Source organism: Micromonospora sp. NPDC005707 (assembly GCF_040631005.1).
In the GTDB taxonomy this organism is placed as follows: Bacteria; Actinomycetota; Actinomycetes; order Mycobacteriales; family Micromonosporaceae; genus Micromonospora.
Map to the genome: position 1 here is coordinate 399,872 of NZ_JBEXYR010000003.1, position 16,887 is coordinate 416,758.

At 74.6% G+C, this 16,887-nt stretch carries 15 protein-coding genes; 8 read left to right on the forward strand and 7 right to left on the reverse strand.

What is annotated here, in order from left to right; translation table 11 throughout:
- The first annotated feature begins 32 nt into the window (after positions 1-32).
- A complete protein-coding gene (locus tag ABZ452_RS07050) occupies positions 33-1,331 on the forward strand; it encodes a histidine kinase (protein WP_357939776.1) in 1,299 nt (432 codons plus the stop codon).
- A complete protein-coding gene (locus ABZ452_RS07055; protein WP_357939778.1) occupies positions 1,283-1,957 on the forward strand; it encodes a response regulator transcription factor in 675 nt (224 codons plus the stop codon). Before ABZ452_RS07050 ends, ABZ452_RS07055 begins: the two co-directional genes overlap by 49 nt.
- Positions 1,958-1,963: 6 nt before the next feature.
- Here the strand turns inward: ABZ452_RS07055 and ABZ452_RS07060 are convergent, their stop codons facing one another.
- From ABZ452_RS07060 to ABZ452_RS07080, 5 genes are all read right to left on the reverse strand, one after another.
- A complete protein-coding gene (locus ABZ452_RS07060; RefSeq protein ID WP_357940062.1) occupies positions 1,964-3,652 on the reverse strand; it encodes a bifunctional diguanylate cyclase/phosphodiesterase in 1,689 nt (562 codons plus the stop codon).
- Between the two features lie 88 nt (positions 3,653-3,740).
- On the reverse strand, positions 3,741-4,553 hold the full coding sequence (locus tag ABZ452_RS07065; protein WP_357939780.1) for an SAM-dependent methyltransferase: 813 nt from the start codon (positions 4,551-4,553) through the stop codon (positions 3,741-3,743).
- Between the two features lie 209 nt (positions 4,554-4,762).
- Positions 4,763-5,431 (reverse strand): response regulator transcription factor, encoded by a 669-nt coding sequence (locus ABZ452_RS07070; RefSeq protein ID WP_007072219.1) that lies wholly within the window; start codon positions 5,429-5,431, stop codon positions 4,763-4,765.
- 7 nt (positions 5,432-5,438) lie between these two features.
- Complete coding sequence (locus ABZ452_RS07075; protein WP_357939782.1) at positions 5,439-7,130, reverse strand: GAF domain-containing sensor histidine kinase; 1,692 nt, start codon at positions 7,128-7,130, stop codon at positions 5,439-5,441.
- A gap of 14 nt (positions 7,131-7,144) precedes the next feature.
- The gene (locus ABZ452_RS07080; RefSeq protein WP_357939785.1) at positions 7,145-8,950 is read right to left on the reverse strand and encodes an AMP-dependent synthetase/ligase; all 1,806 of its coding nucleotides are present in this window, start codon (positions 8,948-8,950) and stop codon (positions 7,145-7,147) included.
- 188 nt (positions 8,951-9,138) lie between these two features.
- Here ABZ452_RS07080 and ABZ452_RS07085 point away from each other — a divergent pair, with 188 nt between their 5' ends.
- The 6 genes from ABZ452_RS07085 to ABZ452_RS07110 all read left to right on the forward strand — a co-directional run bounded on the left by ABZ452_RS07085 (position 9,139) and on the right by ABZ452_RS07110 (position 14,323).
- Positions 9,139-9,594 (forward strand): SRPBCC family protein, encoded by a 456-nt coding sequence (locus tag ABZ452_RS07085; protein ID WP_357939787.1) that lies wholly within the window; start codon positions 9,139-9,141, stop codon positions 9,592-9,594.
- Positions 9,595-9,635: 41 nt separating this feature from the next.
- Positions 9,636-10,271, forward strand: a complete 636-nt coding sequence (locus tag ABZ452_RS07090) for a hypothetical protein (RefSeq protein WP_357939789.1) — start codon at positions 9,636-9,638, stop codon at positions 10,269-10,271.
- A 70-nt stretch (positions 10,272-10,341) separates the two neighbouring features.
- Complete coding sequence (locus tag ABZ452_RS07095; protein WP_357939791.1) at positions 10,342-11,289, forward strand: ROK family glucokinase; 948 nt, start codon at positions 10,342-10,344, stop codon at positions 11,287-11,289.
- Position 11,290: 1 nt separating this feature from the next.
- Positions 11,291-11,992, forward strand: coding sequence for an endonuclease/exonuclease/phosphatase family protein (locus tag ABZ452_RS07100; RefSeq protein ID WP_357939793.1), 702 nt, complete (start codon positions 11,291-11,293; stop codon positions 11,990-11,992).
- A gap of 106 nt (positions 11,993-12,098) precedes the next feature.
- Positions 12,099-13,502 (forward strand): NAD(P)-binding domain-containing protein, encoded by a 1,404-nt coding sequence (locus tag ABZ452_RS07105; protein WP_357939796.1) that lies wholly within the window; start codon positions 12,099-12,101, stop codon positions 13,500-13,502.
- Positions 13,503-13,513: 11 nt separating this feature from the next.
- Positions 13,514-14,323, forward strand: a complete 810-nt coding sequence (locus tag ABZ452_RS07110; RefSeq protein WP_357940064.1) for an alpha/beta fold hydrolase — start codon at positions 13,514-13,516, stop codon at positions 14,321-14,323.
- 13 nt (positions 14,324-14,336) lie between these two features.
- Here the strand turns inward: ABZ452_RS07110 and ABZ452_RS07115 are convergent, their stop codons facing one another.
- Both ABZ452_RS07115 and ABZ452_RS07120 read right to left on the reverse strand, forming a co-directional pair.
- Positions 14,337-15,755: a trehalose-6-phosphate synthase gene (locus ABZ452_RS07115; protein ID WP_357939798.1), complete on the reverse strand. Its 1,419-nt coding sequence runs from the start codon at positions 15,753-15,755 to the stop codon at positions 14,337-14,339.
- Positions 15,756-15,928: 173 nt separating this feature from the next.
- Positions 15,929-16,774, reverse strand: a complete 846-nt coding sequence (locus ABZ452_RS07120) for a DUF308 domain-containing protein (protein ID WP_357939800.1) — start codon at positions 16,772-16,774, stop codon at positions 15,929-15,931.
- Positions 16,775-16,887 lie beyond the last annotated feature (113 nt).

The following is a 16,887-nucleotide window of genomic DNA, read 5'->3' on the forward strand; positions in this document are numbered from 1 at the left end:
ATCGGTGGCGGCCGGTGCCGCAGAATGAGTCCGTGGACGGCGTACGCGGACTGCTCCGCACCTGGATCCGGCCCGGCGCGGTGACCGCCGCCCAGGGGCTGCTGATCGCCCTGCTGTCGTTGAGCACGCACGTCGCGCTCTTCGTGCTGTCGCTGGTGTCGCTGTTGCTGATCCCGGTGTTCGGCGTGGGGTTCGCGCTGTTCCCGGTGGCCACCGCGCTGGTCCGGCTGTGCGCCGGCCTGCACCGCCGGCTGGCCCGCTGGGGCGGGGTCGAGATGGTCACCCCCTACCTGCCGGCGCCGGTGGGGGCGCAGTTCGGCACGTGGCGGCGGTTCCGCTGGGTGGTGAGTGACCCGGCCACCTGGCGCGACCTGTCCTGGCTGCTGCCCGGCGCGGTCACCGGCGCGGTGTGCCTGGCCGCCTTCGCCCTGCCGCTGTACGGCCTGGAGGGGATGCTCGGGCTCCCGCTGGTGCTGCACCTGACCGTCGGCTTCGGTTACGGCCCGTTCTGGCCGATCGACAACCTCGCCGAGGCGCTGCTCTGCATCCCGCTGGGGGCGCTGTTCCTGGTCGGTGGGCTGGCCGCCGGGCGCTGGCTGGTCTGGCTGCACCTGGCCTTCGCCCGGTTCTTCCTGCCGCCGACCCGCACGGCCGAGCTGGCGCTGCGGGTCCGCCAGCTCACCGTCACCCGGGCCGACACGGTGGACGCGCAGGCCGCCGAGCTGCGGCGGATCGAGCGGGACCTGCACGACGGCGCCCAGGCCCGGATCGTCGCGCTGAGCATGAGCATCGGCCTGGCCGAGCAGCTCGTGGGGGACGACCCGGAGGCGGTGCGGCGGCTGCTCGCCGAGGCGCGGGAGACCAGCGGGCAGGCCCTGGCCGAGCTGCGCGGGCTGGTCCGCGGCATCCACCCGCCGGTGCTCGCCGAGCGCGGCCTGGCGGGCGCGGTACGCGCGCTGGCGCTGGCCGTGCCGCTGCCGGTGGCGGTGACCGTCGACCTGCCGGGCCGCCCGGCCGCACCGGTGGAGTCCGCCGCGTACTTCGCGGTGGCCGAGGGGCTGGCGAACGTGAGCAAGCACAGCGGGGCGTCCCGGGCCTGGGTCGAGCTGGGTCACACCGACGGGCGGCTGACCATCGTGGTCGGTGACGACGGTCGGGGCGGGGCCGACGCGGCGGCGGGCGGCGGCCTGGCGGGGATGGGGCGCCGGCTGGCCGCGTTCGATGGGACGATGGTGGTGACCAGTCCGGCCGGTGGGCCCACCGTCATCAGCATGGAGCTGCCGTGCGAGTTGTCATCGCCGAGGATCTCGCCCTCCTCCGGGACGGGCTGATCCGCATCCTGGAGGCGTTCGGCTGCCAGGTGGTCGCGGCCGTCGACAACGGGCCGTCGGTGCTGCCGGCGCTGACCGCGCACCGCCCGGACGTCGCCGTGCTCGACGTCCGGTTGCCACCCACCTTCACCGACGAGGGGTTGCAGGCCGCCATCCGCGCTCGCGCCGAGATCCCCGGTCTGCCGATCCTCGTGCTGTCCCAGCACGTCGAGCAGCTCTACGCCCGGGAGCTGCTCTCCGACCGGCTCGGCGGGGTGGGCTACCTGCTCAAGGACCGGGTGTCCCACGTGGATCAGTTCATCGACGCGGTGCGCCGGGTGGCCGGTGGCGGCACGGTCATGGACCCGGAGGTGATCGCCCAGCTGCTGGCCAGCCGGTCCGGGGCCGGGCCGCTGGACGAGCTGACCGCCCGGGAGCGGGAGGTGCTCGGCCTGATGGCCGAGGGCCGGTCCAACGCGGCGGTGGCGGCCCGGCTCTTCGTCACCGAGAAGGCGGTCAACAAGCACATCAACAACATCTTCAGCAAGCTGCGGATGCCGCCGTCCGGCGACGACAACCGGCGGGTCCTGGCGGTGCTGGCCTACCTGCACGGTGAGGACGGCCGCCGGCCGCGCACCCCGGCCTGACCGGGCTCAGGAGGCGGTGTCGGTCAGGACGGGGGAGCGGTCCAGGTGCGGCCCGGCCGGCCCCGGGCGGCCGAAGTGCCAGCCCTGCCCGGCGTCGCAGCCGATCGCGCGCAGCCGGTCCGCCTGGTCGGCCGTCTCCACCCCCTCGGCGGTGACGGTCAGGCCGAGGGCGTGCGCCAGGGAGACCAGCGAGGCGAGGATGCGCTCGTCGGTGCGGCTGCCCGGGTCGCCGGCCGGGGCGCGCAGCCCGGCCACGAACTCGCCGGCCACCTTCAGCTCGCTCACCGGCAGGTCCCGCAGGTACGCCAGGTTGCAGTAGCCGGTGCCGAAGTCGTCGATGGCCACCCGGACGCCGAGGTCGGCCAGGACCCGCAGGGCGCGGACCGGCTCGGCCACGGTGCTCATCATGGTGCTCTCGGTGATCTCCAGCTGAAGCCGTTCGGCGGGCAGGCCGGTGCGCCCCAGCACCCCCTGCACCTCCTGGACCAGGCCGGGCCGGTGCAGCTGGCGGACGGCGAGGTTGACGCTGACGAACGGCGCGCCGGCCGGCCCGGCCGCCCAGGTGCCCGCCTCGCGGCACGCCTCGGCCAGCACCCAGCTGCCGAGCTGGACGATCAGGCCGGTCTCCTCGGCCAGCGGGATGAAGCTGTCCGGGCGGAGCACGCCCAGCTCCGGGTGGCGCCAGCGGACCAGCGCCTCCATGCCCACCACCCGGCCGTCGCGCAGCCCGGTCAGCGGCTGGTAGTCGAGGTAGAACTCGCCCCGGTCCAGCGCGGCGGGGATCGCCGCGGAGAGGGCGTACCGGGCCAGGTCCCGGCGGTTGCGGTCGGCGTCGAACAGCGACCAGCGGGCCCCGCCGGCTGCCTTGGCCCAGTGCAGGGTGCTGTCGGCGGCGCGCATCAGCTCCAGCGGGGAGGTGCCGGCCACCGGCCGTTCCACGATGCCGATGCTGGCCGACACGGTCAGCTCGTGCCCGTCGACCAGCGCCGGCTCGCTCACCGCGGCCAGGGCCGCCTCGGCCACCTTCACCACGTCCTCGGTGCAGCCCGTGCGCTCGACCAGGATGACGAACTCGTCGCCGCCCAGCCGGGCCACCAGGTGCTCGCCGAGCGCCCGGCGCAGCCGCCGGGCCACCGACACCAGCAGCGAGTCGCCGACCTGGTGGCCGAGGGAGTCGTTGACCACTTTGAACCGGTCCAGGTCGAGGAAGCAGACCCCGATCCGGTCGGCGCCCCACCCGGGCGCGGTGATGGCGGCGGTGAGCCGCTCGGTGAACAGCGTCCGGTTGGGCAGGCCGGTCAGCGGGTCGTGGGTGGCCTGGTGCCGGAACCGGGCCTCGCTGTCGCGCAGCGCGCGTTCGGCCGTCGCCCGGGCCATCATGGCGGCCCGCCGGATGGCCTCCTGCTCGTCCAGCGTGCGGTCGCGCAGGGCGCGGGCGTACCCGGTGGCGACGGTGGCCAGCAGCCGGGCCATCCGGTCCTCGACGTCGTCGACGGCCAGGTCGAGGTCGCGGACGAGGCGGAGCTGGATCACCTCGATGGTGCGGCCGAGCCCCTCCGCGGAGGCGATGTGCGACTGCACCAGCTCGGCGCCGACCTGCTGGCCGATCCGCAGGTCGAACGGGTCGGCGCGCAGCGCCAGCGCCAGCCGCTCGGTGAGCCGCTGGAGCAGCGCCTCGAGCTGGGCCTGGGTCATCGGCAGGTAGCTGGTCCCGGAGACCGCCTTGGCCCAGGCCCGGGCGAAGGCGCCGGGGCGGGAGCGGGTGGTGGCGGTGGCCCCGTCGTCACCCACCGAGCCGCCCGACGCCACCCATGAAGACCGCCTGCGCGGCGTTCTCCGCGTGCTCCGGGGCGTCCGGCCGCCACTGCGGCACCCAGACCACGCCCGGGTCCACCAGCTCGAAGCCGGCGAACAGCGCGGTCAGCTCGGCGCGGCTGCGGATGAACAGCTGGTTGTCGGTGCGCCGGTAGACCCGCTCGGCCTCGGCCCGCTCGCCGGTGCCGGCCCGGCCGTCGTCGCTGGCCTGGGACATGACCAGGTAGCTGCCGGGGGCCAGGGCCGCGCGCAGTGTCCGCAGGAACTCCTCCGGGCGGTCCGCGTCGGGGATGAAGTGCAGCACCGCCACGATCATCACGGCGACCGGCTGGGAGAAGTCCAGCAGCCGGAGGACGTCCGGGTGGCGGAGGATCGCCTCCGGCCGGCGCAGGTCCTCCTGGACGACCGCGGCCCGGTCGTTGCCGGCCAGGATCTCCTGGCTGTGCGCCACCGCGACCGGGTCGACGTCGACGTAGACCACCCGGGACTCCGGGTCGATCCGCTGGGCGATCTCGTGCACGTTGCCCACGGTCGGGATGCCGGAGCCGATGTCGAGGAACTGGCGTACGCCGGCGTCGGCCAGGAACTGCACCGCGCGGCGGAGGAAGGCCCGGTTGGCCTGGGCCATCAGCGGGGCCTCCGGCACCGCCTGGACCATGGCCCGGGCGGCGGCCCGGTCGGCCGCGAAGTTGTGCGAGCCGCCGAGGTAGTAGTCGTACATGCGGGCCACGCTGGGGCGCTCGATGTCGATGGTCTCGGGTGCCCAGTCCGGCCGCTGCATGCGCTTGCCCCTTTGTGTCGGCGACGCGCGGGGGTCACCGCCGCGCGGATCACCCGGGTATTCTGCCCGCCCGCCGTCGCGGTGCAAAGACCGCCGTCGCTCCGTTTCCGGCCCCTCACCGTACGCGGTCGCGGGATGCCCGGAATGCCGGAGAGGCCCGCGTCCGGGGTGCGGACGGGGCCTCTCCGGCGTCGAGCTGGCGGGACGCGTCAGAACTTCGGCGCGTCCGGGGCCTCCAGCAGCCCCAGGCGCAGCGCGGTCATCAGCGCCTGGGCGCGGTTGGCGGCGCCGAGCTTCTCGTAGAGCTTCGAGATGTGCGTCTTGGCGGTCGACTCGCTGACGAACAGCTGCTTGGCGATGCCGGCGACGCTCATGCCGTCGGCCAGCAGCCGCAGCACCTGGCCCTCGCGCGGCGAGAGCTGCGGGCCGGACGGGGCCAGCCGCCGCTTCATCGCCTCGGCCAGGTCGGCCGCCGTGAACGCGCTGGGGGAGGAGGCGGCGTGCCGGGCGGCGGCCACCACCTCGTCGGCCGGGGCGGTCTTCGGCACGAACGCGCTCGCCCCCGCCTCCAGGGCGCCGAAGAGCTGGTCGTCGCCGGCGTACATGGTGAGCACCACGATGCCCATGGACGCGCTGGACTTGCGCAGGGCGCGGGTGGCCTCCAGGCCGCTGCCGTCGGGCAGCCGCAGGTCCATGATCACGACGTCCGGCTGGAGCGCGCCGGCCTGGCGCACACCCTCCGCGGCCGTGGCGGCCTCGCCCACGACCTCGAACTGCCGGTCCCGCTCGAAGGCGTGCCGCAGACCCTTGCGGATCAGGTCGTGATCGTCGACAAGGAGAACCTTGGTCCGGGTGGCCGGTGTCGGGCTAGTGGTCATCCTCGGGTTACTCCCCTTCTCCTGCTTCGCTGCCGCGCACCCTACCGCGCCGGGGCGAGGAGCCGAGTACCACCGCCACGGTCGTGCCGCTGGGTTGCCGCGGCCTGATCTCCAACCGGCCCCGGATACGTTCCGCCCTCTCGGCCATGATCGCAAGACCATAGTGCCCGTCGGGGCGCTGGTCACCGATGCCGTGACCGTCATCCGACACTTCGATCTGCGCGTACGGGGGGTCCACCTCACAGGTGACCCACAGGTTCGCCGCCCCGGCGTGCTTGCGCGCGTTGGTGACCGCCTCCTGCGCGATGCGCAGCAACTCGGCCTCGGTGGCGGCGGGCAGCCGGGCGGTGGACTCGTCCAGGGACAGGTGCACCCGCAGGCCGCCGGAGGCGCCGACGGTCCGGGCGTACTCGGCGATGGCGGCGGCCAGGCCGCCGTGTCGGTCCACCTCGCTGCGCAGCTCGAACAGGCTCAACCGCAGCTCGGTGATCACCCGGGTGACCTCCTGGCGCAGCGTGCGCAGCGAGTCGGCGGTCTCCTCGGCGTCGTCGTGCACGGTGGCGAGGGCGTTGTCGATGCCGTACCCGACCATCACCAGCTCCTGGGCGACCCCGTCGTGGATCTCCCGGGCCAGCCGCTGCCGCTCCTCGTTGGTGGCCAGCGAGCGCACCTCGTCGAAGAGCAGCGCGGCCTCCAGGCGCAGCGCCGCCGGGCCGGTCAGCGCGGTCACCCGGGACACCACCGGCGGCGGGTACGCGTGCGCGGCGTCCGCCTCGACGACCACGAGGCCGACCGTGCGCACCCCGGCGACCAGCGGCACGATCAGCGCCGAGACCTCGCCGGAGGCCCGGGAGCGGGCCTGCGAGCGGGCCGAGGTGGTCGGCTGCTGGCTGGCCCAGGCGTCGGCGATGGCCGAGTCCGCGTCGAGCGTGGTCTCCCAGTCCACCCGGTCCGCGCCGATCTGGGCGAGCACCACGAGCCGGCCGCCGCCGCTGGCCGACAGCACCGCGCCCCGGTCGGTCTTCGCGACCACCCGCAGCTCCTCCAGCAGGTGCTCGGAGATGCCGCCCGGGTCGAGGGTGGCGCCGGGAAGCTGGCGCGCGACCGTGCGCAGCTGGGTGAGCAGCCGGGTGGCCTCCGCGTACGGCTGGGGCTTGCCCTCGCCGCGGACCCGCAGCACCCGCTGGAGCATGCCGGCGGTGTAGAGGCCGAGGCCGGCCAGGATCAGCCACTGCGCGCAGACCGCCAGGTAGCCGGGCTGGCCGAGCTGCGGCTCCCCGCCCACCTCGGTGAAGGCCGCGCTGACCACCAGCGTGGCCGCCGCGACCACGAGCAGCGCCGCGCCCTCGCGGAACCGGCGGCGCAGGGCGGTCACGGTGACCGGCACGGCGAGGTACGGCAGCACGGCCGAGGCGCCCAGCCCGCCGGTGACCCCGGTGAGGTGGGTGTCGGCGGCGACCTGGCTGGCGGCCAGCCCGAGGACCACCACCTCGGCGAAGCGGCTGATCGGGGCGAGCAGGCCGTGCTGGGGGGCCAGCACGGCGGGCAGCCCGGCGACGCCGAGCAGGGCGATCCACCACAGCTGGGTGGCGTCGCCGGTGGCGAACAGGGTCAGGGCGGCGACCAGCGCGAGGAGGACCACGCGCGCCGCCGCCGCGAGGGGCTGCGTCTGCGGCTGGCTGGGTGTCGAGGCGGGCACGTGACGGATGGTAGTCAGCCCCGGTAGATGTCCGCGATCTCCGCCGCGTACGTCTTGTGGACGACCTGCCGCTTGACCTTGAGCGAGGGGGTCAGCTCGCCGGTCGCCTCGGTGAAGTCCTGCGGCAGGATCCGGAACACCTTGATGGCCTCGGCCTTGGAGACCGACTGGTTGGCCTGGTCGATCGCGGTCTGCACCTCGGCCCGCAGCGCCTCGTTGCCGCGCAGGTCGGCCACGCTGGTGTCCTCCGGGAGGCCGTGCGCGGCCAGCCACTTCGGCAGCGCCTCCTCGTCGACGGTGACCAGCGCCGCGATGAACGGCTGCCGGTCGCCGACCACCAGGCACTGGCTGACGAGCGGGTGCGCCCGCACCTGGTCCTCCAGCACCGCCGGGGCGACGTTCTTGCCGCCCGCGGTCACGATGATCTCCTTCTTGCGGCCGGTGATGCTGAGGAAGCCGTCCTCGTCGAGCTGCCCCAGGTCGCCGGTGCGGAACCAGCCGTCGGCGCTCAGCGCCTCGGCGGTGGCCGCCTCGTTGTGCCAGTAACCCCGGAAGACGATCTCCCCGGAGATCAGGACCTCGCCGTCGTCGTCGATCCGGATGGTGACGCCGGGCAGGGGCCGGCCGACCGTGCCCATCCGGGTGTGCCCGGGCAGGTTCGCGGCGGCGGCCGGTGCGGTCTCGGTGAGGCCGTAGCCCTCGCAGATGGTGACCCCGATGCCGCGGAAGAAGTGCCCGAGCCGGGTGCCGAGCGGGGCGCCGCCGGAGATCGCGTCGCGGCAGCGACCGCCCATCGCGGCCCGCAGCTTGCGGTAGACCAGCTTGTCGAAGACCGCCTGCTGGGCGCGCAGGCCCAGGCTCGGCCCGTCGGGGGTCTCCAGGGCCTCGCTGTAGGCGATGGCGACCTTCTCGGCCCGGTCGAAGATCTTGCCCTTCCCGTCGGCCTCGGCCTTCTGCCGCGCGCCGTTGTAGACCTTCTCGAAGACCCGGGGTACGGAGAGCACGAACGTCGGCTTGAACTCCTGCAGCTCGCCGACCAGGTTCTTGGTGTCCGAGCAGTGCGCCATGGTGGCCCGGGCCTGCACGACGCCGACCTGGATGAGCCGGGCGAAGGCGTGCGCCAGCGGGAGGAAGAGCAGGGTGGAGGCGCCCTGGCGGAACAGGTTCGGCAGCACCGGCACGGCGTTGGCGATGTCGGCGTAGATGTTGCGGTGGGTCAGCACGCAGCCCTTGGGGCGGCCGGTGGTGCCGCTGGTGTAGATGATGGTGGCGACGTCGTCGGCCTTGAGCGTCGAGCGGCGTACCTCGACGTCGGCCGGGTCGACCGCCGCGCCGGCGGCGACCAGCTCGTCCACCGCGCCCAGCTCGATCTGCCAGACCTCGCGCAGCTCGGGCAGCCGGTCGCGGACCCCGGCGACCAGGGTGGCGTGCCCGGTGCTCTCCACCACCACGGCGACCGCGCCGGAGTCGGAGAGGATCCAGGCGGCCTGTTCGGCGCTGGAGGTCTCGTAGATCGGCACGGTGACCGCGCCCGCGGCCCAGATCGCGTAGTCGAACAGGGTCCACTCGTAGCGGGTGCGGCTCATCAGCCCGACCCGGTCACCGGGCGCCACGCCGGCCGCGACCAGGCCGCGGGCGACCGCGACGACCTCGTCGCGGAACTGCCGGCAGGTCACGTCGATCCAGGCGCCGCCGGTGCCCTCGGCGCGCCGGACGAACTGCACGGCGTCGGGGGCGACCTCGGCGTTGTCCCAGACCGGGTCGGTCAGGTTGGCCGCGTCGCCGACGGTGACGATCGGCGGAACGGAGAACTCGCGCACCTGCACTCCCTCGTGCTCGCACCGGCCGGGCCGGCCGTGGTCGGCTTTGTCGAAACCTACCCGCCCGCTCCCGTCGAGCGGGCAGGGAGGTTCCCCGCCCGGCTGGTGGGACACGACCCCGCCGGGCACGCCGCGACGGGCGGGGGTCAAGCGGCGCGGGCCGGTCCGCCGCCGGGTAGCCTCCCCCCATGGCGGACTCCTCCACCCAGTCGATCGTCGTCGGCGCGTCACCGGACCGGGTGGCGGCGGTCATCTGCGACTTCCCCCGCTACCCGGAGTGGGCCGAGGCGGTGCGGCGGGCCGAGGTGATCGAGGAGTACGAGGACGGTTACGCCAGCCAGGTCCGGTTCACCATCGACGCGGGCGTGATGGCCGACGAGTACGTGCTGGCCTACGAGTACGCCGAGGACATCTCCCGGATCGAGTGGCACCTGGTGGCGCCCTCGAAGATGCAGAAGTCCCAGCGCGGGTCGTACGACCTCGTCGACAACCCGGACGGAACGACCACGGTGACCTACACCCTCGAGGTGGAGCTGTCCGTGGGGATGCTCGGCATGTTTCGCCGCAAGGCCGAGAAAATGATCATGGATGCGGCGTTGAAGCAGCTCAAGCGCCGGGTAGAAGCACTCGGTGCGGCTGACTGACCCGACCGTCGTCCCGGTTGTCACGGTGAAGGAGCCGAACCATGGGCACCACTGATCCGGGTTCGGCCCGGGAAGAGGCCGAGCGCCTCGTCGCCATGCTGCTGGCCAGCGCGAAGCTGGCCGCCGCCACGCCCGGCTCCGGTCCCTGGGGCCCGCTGGGTGGGATCCTCTCGGGTGTCCTCGGTCACACCCCGGGCGGGGAATCGTCCACCGCGCCCGGCGCCGGCCCGCGGTTCGCCACCGGCTCACCCGAATGCTGTGTCTGCCCGGTCTGCCGGGGTATCGCGGCGTTGCGCGACCCGAGTCCGGAATTCGCCGAGCGGCTCGCGACCGGCGCCGGCGACCTGGCCGCCGGGGTGGCCAGCCTGCTGCGCGCGTTCACCCCGGCCGAGCCGGCCGGGCCGGGAGGCCCCACGGCGGCCGGCGGCTCCGACGGGGCGGCCACCGGAACCGCGACGGGGGACCACGTGTGGCGCGAGGCGACCCGCACCGGGCATGATTCTCAGCCGGCACCCGAGCAGGACGTGTGGTCCGCCGCCACCCGGGGGGAGGGCGCGGCCGATCCCGACGGGCCGGACGTGCCGGCGTCGAGCCGGCCGCCGGCCGGCCGTCCCGTGGTGCCCGCCTCGCGGACGTCCGGCGAGGTGGGCGAGGACGCACCAGGCGACGGAGCCTGAGCACCGGACATCCCGGATCGCACGGCCGGTTCGGCCGCGCCGGGCAGCACAGCAGAGGGGAGTGGCAGCGGTGACGCTGACCATCGGAGTCGACGTCGGTGGCACGAAGGTGGCCGGCGGTGTCGTGGACGACACCGGCAAGGTTCTCGTGCAGGCCCGACGGGACACCCCCGCCGACGACGTGGCCAAGACCCGCGACGTCATCACCGAGCTGGTCACCGAGCTGGCCGTCGGCCGGACCGTCGACGCGGTCGGCATCGGCGCGGCCGGCTGGATCGACGCCTCCCGCTCCACCGTGCTCTTCGCCCCCAACCTCGCCTGGCGGGACGAGCCGCTGCGCGACTACGTCAGCAACGCCACCGGCCTGCCGGTGATCGTGGAGAACGACGGCAACGTCGCCGCCTGGGCCGAGTTCCGCTACGGCGCGGCCCGGGACGCCGACGACTCGATGGTCATGTTCACCATCGGCACCGGGGTGGGCGGCGGGATCGTGCTCGGCGGCGAGCTGGTCCGCGGCGCCCACGGCATCGCGGCCGAGCTGGGGCACATGCTCACCGTGCCGGACGGCCACCAGTGCGGCTGCGGCCGGCTCGGCTGCATCGAGCAGTACGCCAGCGGCAGCGCCCTGGTCCGCTTCGCCCGCGCCGCCGCCCGCCAGGAGCCGCACCGGGCCACCGCCCTGCTGGAGCTGGCCGGCGGCGAGGCCGAGGGGATCACCGGGCCGATGGTGACCGCCGCCGCGAAGGGCGGCGACCCGGTCTCCACCGAGGCCTTCGCCCAGGTCGGCCGCTGGCTCGGCACCAGCCTCGCCGACATGGCGCAGATCCTCGACCCGCAGGTGCTGGTGGTCGGCGGCGGCGTGATCGACGCCGGCGACCTGCTGCTCGGCCCGACCCGCCGGTCGTTCACCGACGCCCTGGCCCAGCGCAGCCGCCTGCCCGTTGCCGAGGTGCGCCCGGCCGAGCTGGGCAACACCGCCGGCGTCATCGGCGCCGCCGACCTGGCCCGGCGGATCTGACGTGCCCGCGGCAGGCGTGCCGCTGCGGGTGCTCTCCTACAACATCCACAGCGAGCGGGACGACACCGCGGCGCTGGCCGAGGTGGTGCGGGAGGCCGAGCCGGACGTGGTGATCGTCCAGGAGGGGCCGCGGCGGTTCCGGTGGCGGCAGAAGTGCGCCACGCTGGCCGACTCGTTCGGGCTGGTCGTCGCGGCCGGCGGCCTGCCGTCGCTGGGCAACGTGCTGCTCACCAGCCTGCGTGTCCGGGTGACGGCCACCCGCTGCCAGCGCTACCCGCTGACCCCGGGTCGGCACCTGCGCGGCGCCGCGTACGCCGAGTGCCTCGTGGGTGGCGCCCGGTTCCTGCTGGCCGGCTCCCACCTCTCCACCGACCCGGCGGAGCGTCCCGCCCAGGCGGCCGCGTTCAAGCGGGAACTGGCCGCCGCGACGCTGCCTGTGGTGGCCGGCGCCGACCTGAACGAGGGGCCGGACGGGGCGGCGTGGCGGACCGTCGCGGAGGGACTGACCGACGCGGCCGTGGCCGCCGACCGGGCCGACCGGCACACCTTCTCCTGCGCCGACCCGCGGCGGCGCATCGACGCCCTCTTCGTCGACCCCCGGATCACGGTGGTCGACTACGACGTCGTGGACACCCCGCGTACCCGCCGGGCCAGCGACCACTTCCCGGTCCTGGTCGACCTGCTGCTGCCCGCCGGCGACTGAGCCCCCGCCCGCCACGGCCGGCCCGTGGGGGCTGGACAACGGCGGGCATTGTCGGCAGGATTTCGCACCGACCCGGCACTCGTGCCGCACAAAAGGAGATTCCCCGGTGTCCTCCTCCACCGACCTCGGCCGTCCCGATCCGGACCCGGCGGTCGCCCCGACCCGGGACGGCCGTCCGGTCTCCGACCGGGGCGACACCGTCTGCGTCATCGGCGCCGGGGCCAGCGGCCTCACCGCCGTGAAGAACCTCCGCGAGGCCGGCTTCGGCGTGGACTGCTACGAGCGGGAGACCGGCGTCGGCGGGGCGTGGAACTGGCGGCACGACCGCAGCCCGGTCTACGCCAGCACGCACCTCATCTCGTCCCGGCCGTTCACCCAGTTCCCGGACTTCCCGATGCCGGACGACTGGCCGGACTACCCGCACCACGCCCAGCTGCTGTCCTACTTCGAGCGCTACGCCGACCACTTCGACCTGCGCCAGCACGTCTGGTTCGGCACCGAGGTGGTGCGGGTGGAGCCGGTCGAGGGGGACCGGTGGGACGTCACCACCCGCAGCACCGGCGGCTACGGCCCGGAGCGCACCTCCCGCTACGCCGCCGTGGTGCTGGCCAACGGGCACAACTGGTCGCCGAAGCTGCCCCGCTACGAGGGGTTGGAGCAGTTCCGCGGCGAGGTCATGCACGCCTCGTCCTACAAGGACCCGGCGCAGCTGCGCGGCAAGCGGGTGCTGGTGGTCGGCGCCGGCAACACCGGCTGCGACATCGCGGTCGAGGCGGCCCAGCAGGCGTCCCGCTGCTGGCACTCCACCCGCCGCGGCTACTGGTACGCCCCGAAGTACGTCTTCGGCCGTCCCGCCGACCAGGTCAACGACACCCTGCTCGCGCTGCGGGTGCCGCTGCGGGTGCGGCAGTGGCTCTACCACTGGACGCTGCGGCTCACCGTCGGCGACCTGACCCGGTTCGGCCTGCCCCGGCCCGACCACCGGGTCTACGAGACCCACCCGATCGCCAACAGCCAGCTCGTCTACTACGTGGGCCACGGCGAGGTCACCCCGGTGCCGGACATCGCGCGGTTCGGCGACCGCACGGTCGAGCTGGCCGACGGCCGCGAGATCGACCCCGAGCTGGTCGTCTTCGCCACCGGCTACCTGCCGCGCTTCGAGTTCCTGGAGGGCCGGGTGCTCGGCGACGCCGACGGCTCGGGGCGGCCCCGGCTCTGGCTGAACGCGTTCGCCGCCGGCCACCCCACCCTGGCCGTGGTGGGCCTGGTGCAGCCCGACTCCGGCATCTTCCCCATCTCGCACTGGCAGAGCGTGCTCTTCGCCCGGCTGCTCACCCTGCGCGCCACCCGCCCCGACCGGGCCGCCGCGTTCGGCCGCAAGGTCACCGCCGGCCTCGGCGAGCGGTACTCGGGGAAGGTCAAGGACAGCACCCGGCACTGGTTCGAGGTCGGGCACGCCGACTACCTGCGCGCGCTCCAGCGGGCGCTCCACGACCTGGAGGGCAAGTGACTGCCGATCGCATGCGGGTCGTCCGGGGCTGGGAGTGGGCCCGTCCGGAGCGGCCGGCCCGCCGCGAGGTCGTCGCCGCGGTGCCCGAGCAGGACCAGGCGAAGCCTCCGCTGCTGTTCGTGCCCGGGTTCGGGCACGGGGCGTGGGCGTTCGCCGAGCACTGGCTGGGGCACGCCGCCGGCCGCGGCTTCCCGGCGTACGCGCTGAGCCTGCGCGGGCACGGCGGCAGCGAGCCGGCGCCGGGGGCGACGCTGCGGGCGTACACCCATGACGTGGTCCAGGTGGCGGCGAGCCTGCCGCGGCAGGCGGTGCTGGTGGGGCACGGCGCCGGTGCCCGGGTGGTCGCGCACGCGCTCGCCCGCTACCCGGCCCGGGCGGCGGTGCTGGTGGCGCCGGTGCTCGGCGGCTGGGGCACCCTCGGCACGGCGCTGCGCCGCAACCCCGCCGGGACCGTGCCCGCGGTGTTCGGCGCCGGGCTGCGCCTGAACCGCCGGCAGCTGTTCAGCCGGGAACTGCCCGACGCCGACGCGCGCCGGCACCTCGCCCGGCTGGGCCGGGCCGGCCGCCGGGCGCAGTGGCAGCTGCTCACCGGGCGGCAGCCGGAGCCGGCGGTGGGCCGCCCACCGGTGCTGGTGCTGGGCAGCCCCGACGACCGGGTGGTGCCGCCGGCCGCGCTGACCCGGGCGGCCCGCCGCTACGCCTCGGCCCCGCTGCTGTTTCCCGGCATGGGGCACGACCTGATGCTCGACGCCCGCTGGCGGGAGCCGGTCGACGCGATCCTCGACTGGCTGGAGAAGGACCCGGCGCCCGCCCACGGGTGAGCGCGGGCGCGGGTCACTCGGTGCCGGTGAGCCGGGTGACCAGCGACCCGCTCTCGTCCAGGGCGCGCAGGTAGGACCTGGCCCAGGCGTGGATGTCGTTGCGGCCCAGGTGCTCCCGCATGGCCCGCATCCGGGCCGCGACGTCCTCGGGCGCGGCCCGCAGGGCGGCCAGCAGCGCGGCCTTGAGCCCGTCCAGGTCGTGCGGGTTGACCAGGTACGCCTCCTCCAGCTCGGCGGCCGCCCCGGCGAACTCGCTGAGCAGCAGCGCCCCGGTGCCGTCGACCCGGGCGGCCACGTACTCCTTGGCCACCAGGTTCATCCCGTCGCGCAGCGGGGTCACCGCCATCACGTCGGCGATCCGGTAGAGGGCGACCAGCTCGGTGCGGTCGAAGGGCTGGCTGAGGTAGTGGATCGCCGGTTCGCCGACCCGGCCGAACTCGCCGTTGATCCGGCCGACCTGGTGCTCCACCCGGTCGCGGAGGATCTGGTACTGGGCCACCCGGTCCCGGCTGGGCACCACCACCTGCACGAGCACGGTGTCCCGGACCTTGACGTCCCCGCTGGTCAGCAGCTCGTGGTAGGCCTTGAGCCGCTGCTCGATGCCCTTGGTGTAGTCCATCCGGTCGACGCTGAGGATGACCCGCTCCGGGTCGCCGAGATCCTGGCGCAGCCGCCGGGCCCGGTCGGCGACGTCGGGCCGGGCGGCGAGCGCACCCATCTCGGCGGCGTCGATGGAGACCGGGAACGCGCCGATCCGGACCACCCGCTCGCCGACGCCGATCCGCCGGTCGGTGGCGGGCAGGTCGAGCACCTTCGTCGCGAGCTGGGCGAAGTTGTGCGCGGCCTGGGCCCGCTGGAAGCCGATCAGGTCGGCGCCGAGCATCCCGCGCAGCAGCTCGGCCCGGCGGGGGAGCTGCATGAACAGCTCCGGCGGCGGGAACGGCACGTGCAGGAAGAAGCCGATCCGCAGGTCGGGACGGAGGTCGCGGAGCAGCCCCGGCACGAGCTGGAGGTGGTAGTCCTGCACCCAGACCAGGCCGCCGGGCTCCGCCACCTCGGCGGCGGCCTCGGCGAACCGCTGGTTGACCCGCTGGTACGCCTCCCACCAGCGCCGGTGGTACTCGGGCTGCTCGACGGCGTCGTGGTAGAGCGGCCAGAGGGTGGCGTTGGCGAAGCCCTCGTAGTGGTCGCGGAAGTCGTCGCCGTTGAGCGCGACGGCGCGCATCCGGACCCCGTCCACGTCGGGCAGGTGCGGGGCCGGGCCGGTGCCGCCGGCCCAGCCCACCCAGGTCGCCGGGGTGTGCCGGAGCAGGGGGTGCAGGGCGTTCATGAGGCCGCCGGGGCTGCGGCGCCACTCGAAGGCGCCGTCCGGCGCCACACTGTCGTCGATGGGGAGGCGGTTGGCCACCACCACGAGGGGACTCTGTCGCATCTCGGGCATTCCGATCTGCAGAGGACCGGCGACCGGAGGAGGCGCACGACCCGGACAGCCGGTGCGGGAAGTGACGTTCAGCGGTATTCCTACTGACAGTAAGTTACACCCCTGTTACGCGGTCGGCCCGGTACGCGCGTGTCCCGCCATGCGGGCGGCGGGTGCCCGCCGGGTCAGACGACCGCGCCGTCGTCCGGGTCGTGCTCGTCGGAGTCGCCGGGGCGCAGCCGCCAGATCAGCATCACGAAGCCGGCCAGGATGCCGGTGAAGCCGAGCAGGGTCACCACCGACGGGTCGACCACCGACAGCACGGTGGGCGACAGGAAGAGCAGGAACCCCACCACGATGCAGAGCACGCCCAGCACCGCGTACTTCGAGAAGCGCGGCAGCGGGGGCGGCGGTGGCGGGGTGAAGTGCTCCTCGTCCTCGTCGCCGGGCAGGTCGGCGCCGAAGGTGTCCAGGCCGTCCAGGAGCGAGGGCTCGTCCTGCCGCCCGCGGCTCAGCGAGACGCCGGAGACGTCCGCCGCGTAGGGCAGCCGGCGCACGTCGGTGGCGGTCGGGCCGGCGGTCTCCTCGGCGCGGCCCGGCGCGCCGCCGGCCGGGGTGGTCGGGTCCACCGGCTCGTCGACGTCCTCGGAGGCCGGCCAGGGGTGGCTGCCGGCGCTCGGCGCGGTGTGGAAACCGGCGACGATCTTCGCCCACTCGGCCTCGATGTCCGGCTCGTCGTCCCGGGCCGGCTCGCGGCCCTCCTCGTCGGTGAGCTGGGTGAGGTAGTCGCGGGCGGTGGTCAGGTGGGAGCGGTCGACGTAGAGCCGGTCGATCGGGCGGGACGGGACGGTGGTGGTGCGGGTCACCGGGTTGAGGTCGGCCGAGGGCTGGAGGTAGGCGGCGATCCCGCCCGCGGCGAGCACGTCGAGCAGATGCTCACCGACGCGTGGATCGACGTCGCCCGCGACCGCGTACTCGGCCGCGTCGAGCCCGTTGTCCCGCCGTCCCCGACGGGGCCCACCCCCTGACACCGGACACCCCCTTCGCCGCATCGTCGTGCCCTGAATCCTGACACGTCGGGACCCGGTTCCGGGAGTGCGTTGTGGCGTGCCGCTCCCTGTTCGTACGCTCTTCCCCGACAGTC

Coding starts and splice junctions, on each gene's coding strand:
- ABZ452_RS07090 (WP_357939789.1), top strand. CDS start 9,636: ATGGGCACCACTGATCCGGGTTCGGCCCGGGAAGAGGCCGAGCGCCTC.
- ABZ452_RS07065 (WP_357939780.1), bottom strand. CDS start 4,553: ATGCAGCGGCCGGACTGGGCACCCGAGACCATCGACATCGAGCGCCCC.
- ABZ452_RS07115 (WP_357939798.1), bottom strand. CDS start 15,755: ATGCGACAGAGTCCCCTCGTGGTGGTGGCCAACCGCCTCCCCATCGAC.
- ABZ452_RS07110 (WP_357940064.1), top strand. CDS start 13,514: ATGCGGGTCGTCCGGGGCTGGGAGTGGGCCCGTCCGGAGCGGCCGGCC.
- ABZ452_RS07085 (WP_357939787.1), top strand. CDS start 9,139: ATGGCGGACTCCTCCACCCAGTCGATCGTCGTCGGCGCGTCACCGGAC.
- ABZ452_RS07060 (WP_357940062.1), bottom strand. CDS start 3,652: ATGACCCAGGCCCAGCTCGAGGCGCTGCTCCAGCGGCTCACCGAGCGG.
- ABZ452_RS07070 (WP_007072219.1), bottom strand. CDS start 5,431: ATGACCACTAGCCCGACACCGGCCACCCGGACCAAGGTTCTCCTTGTC.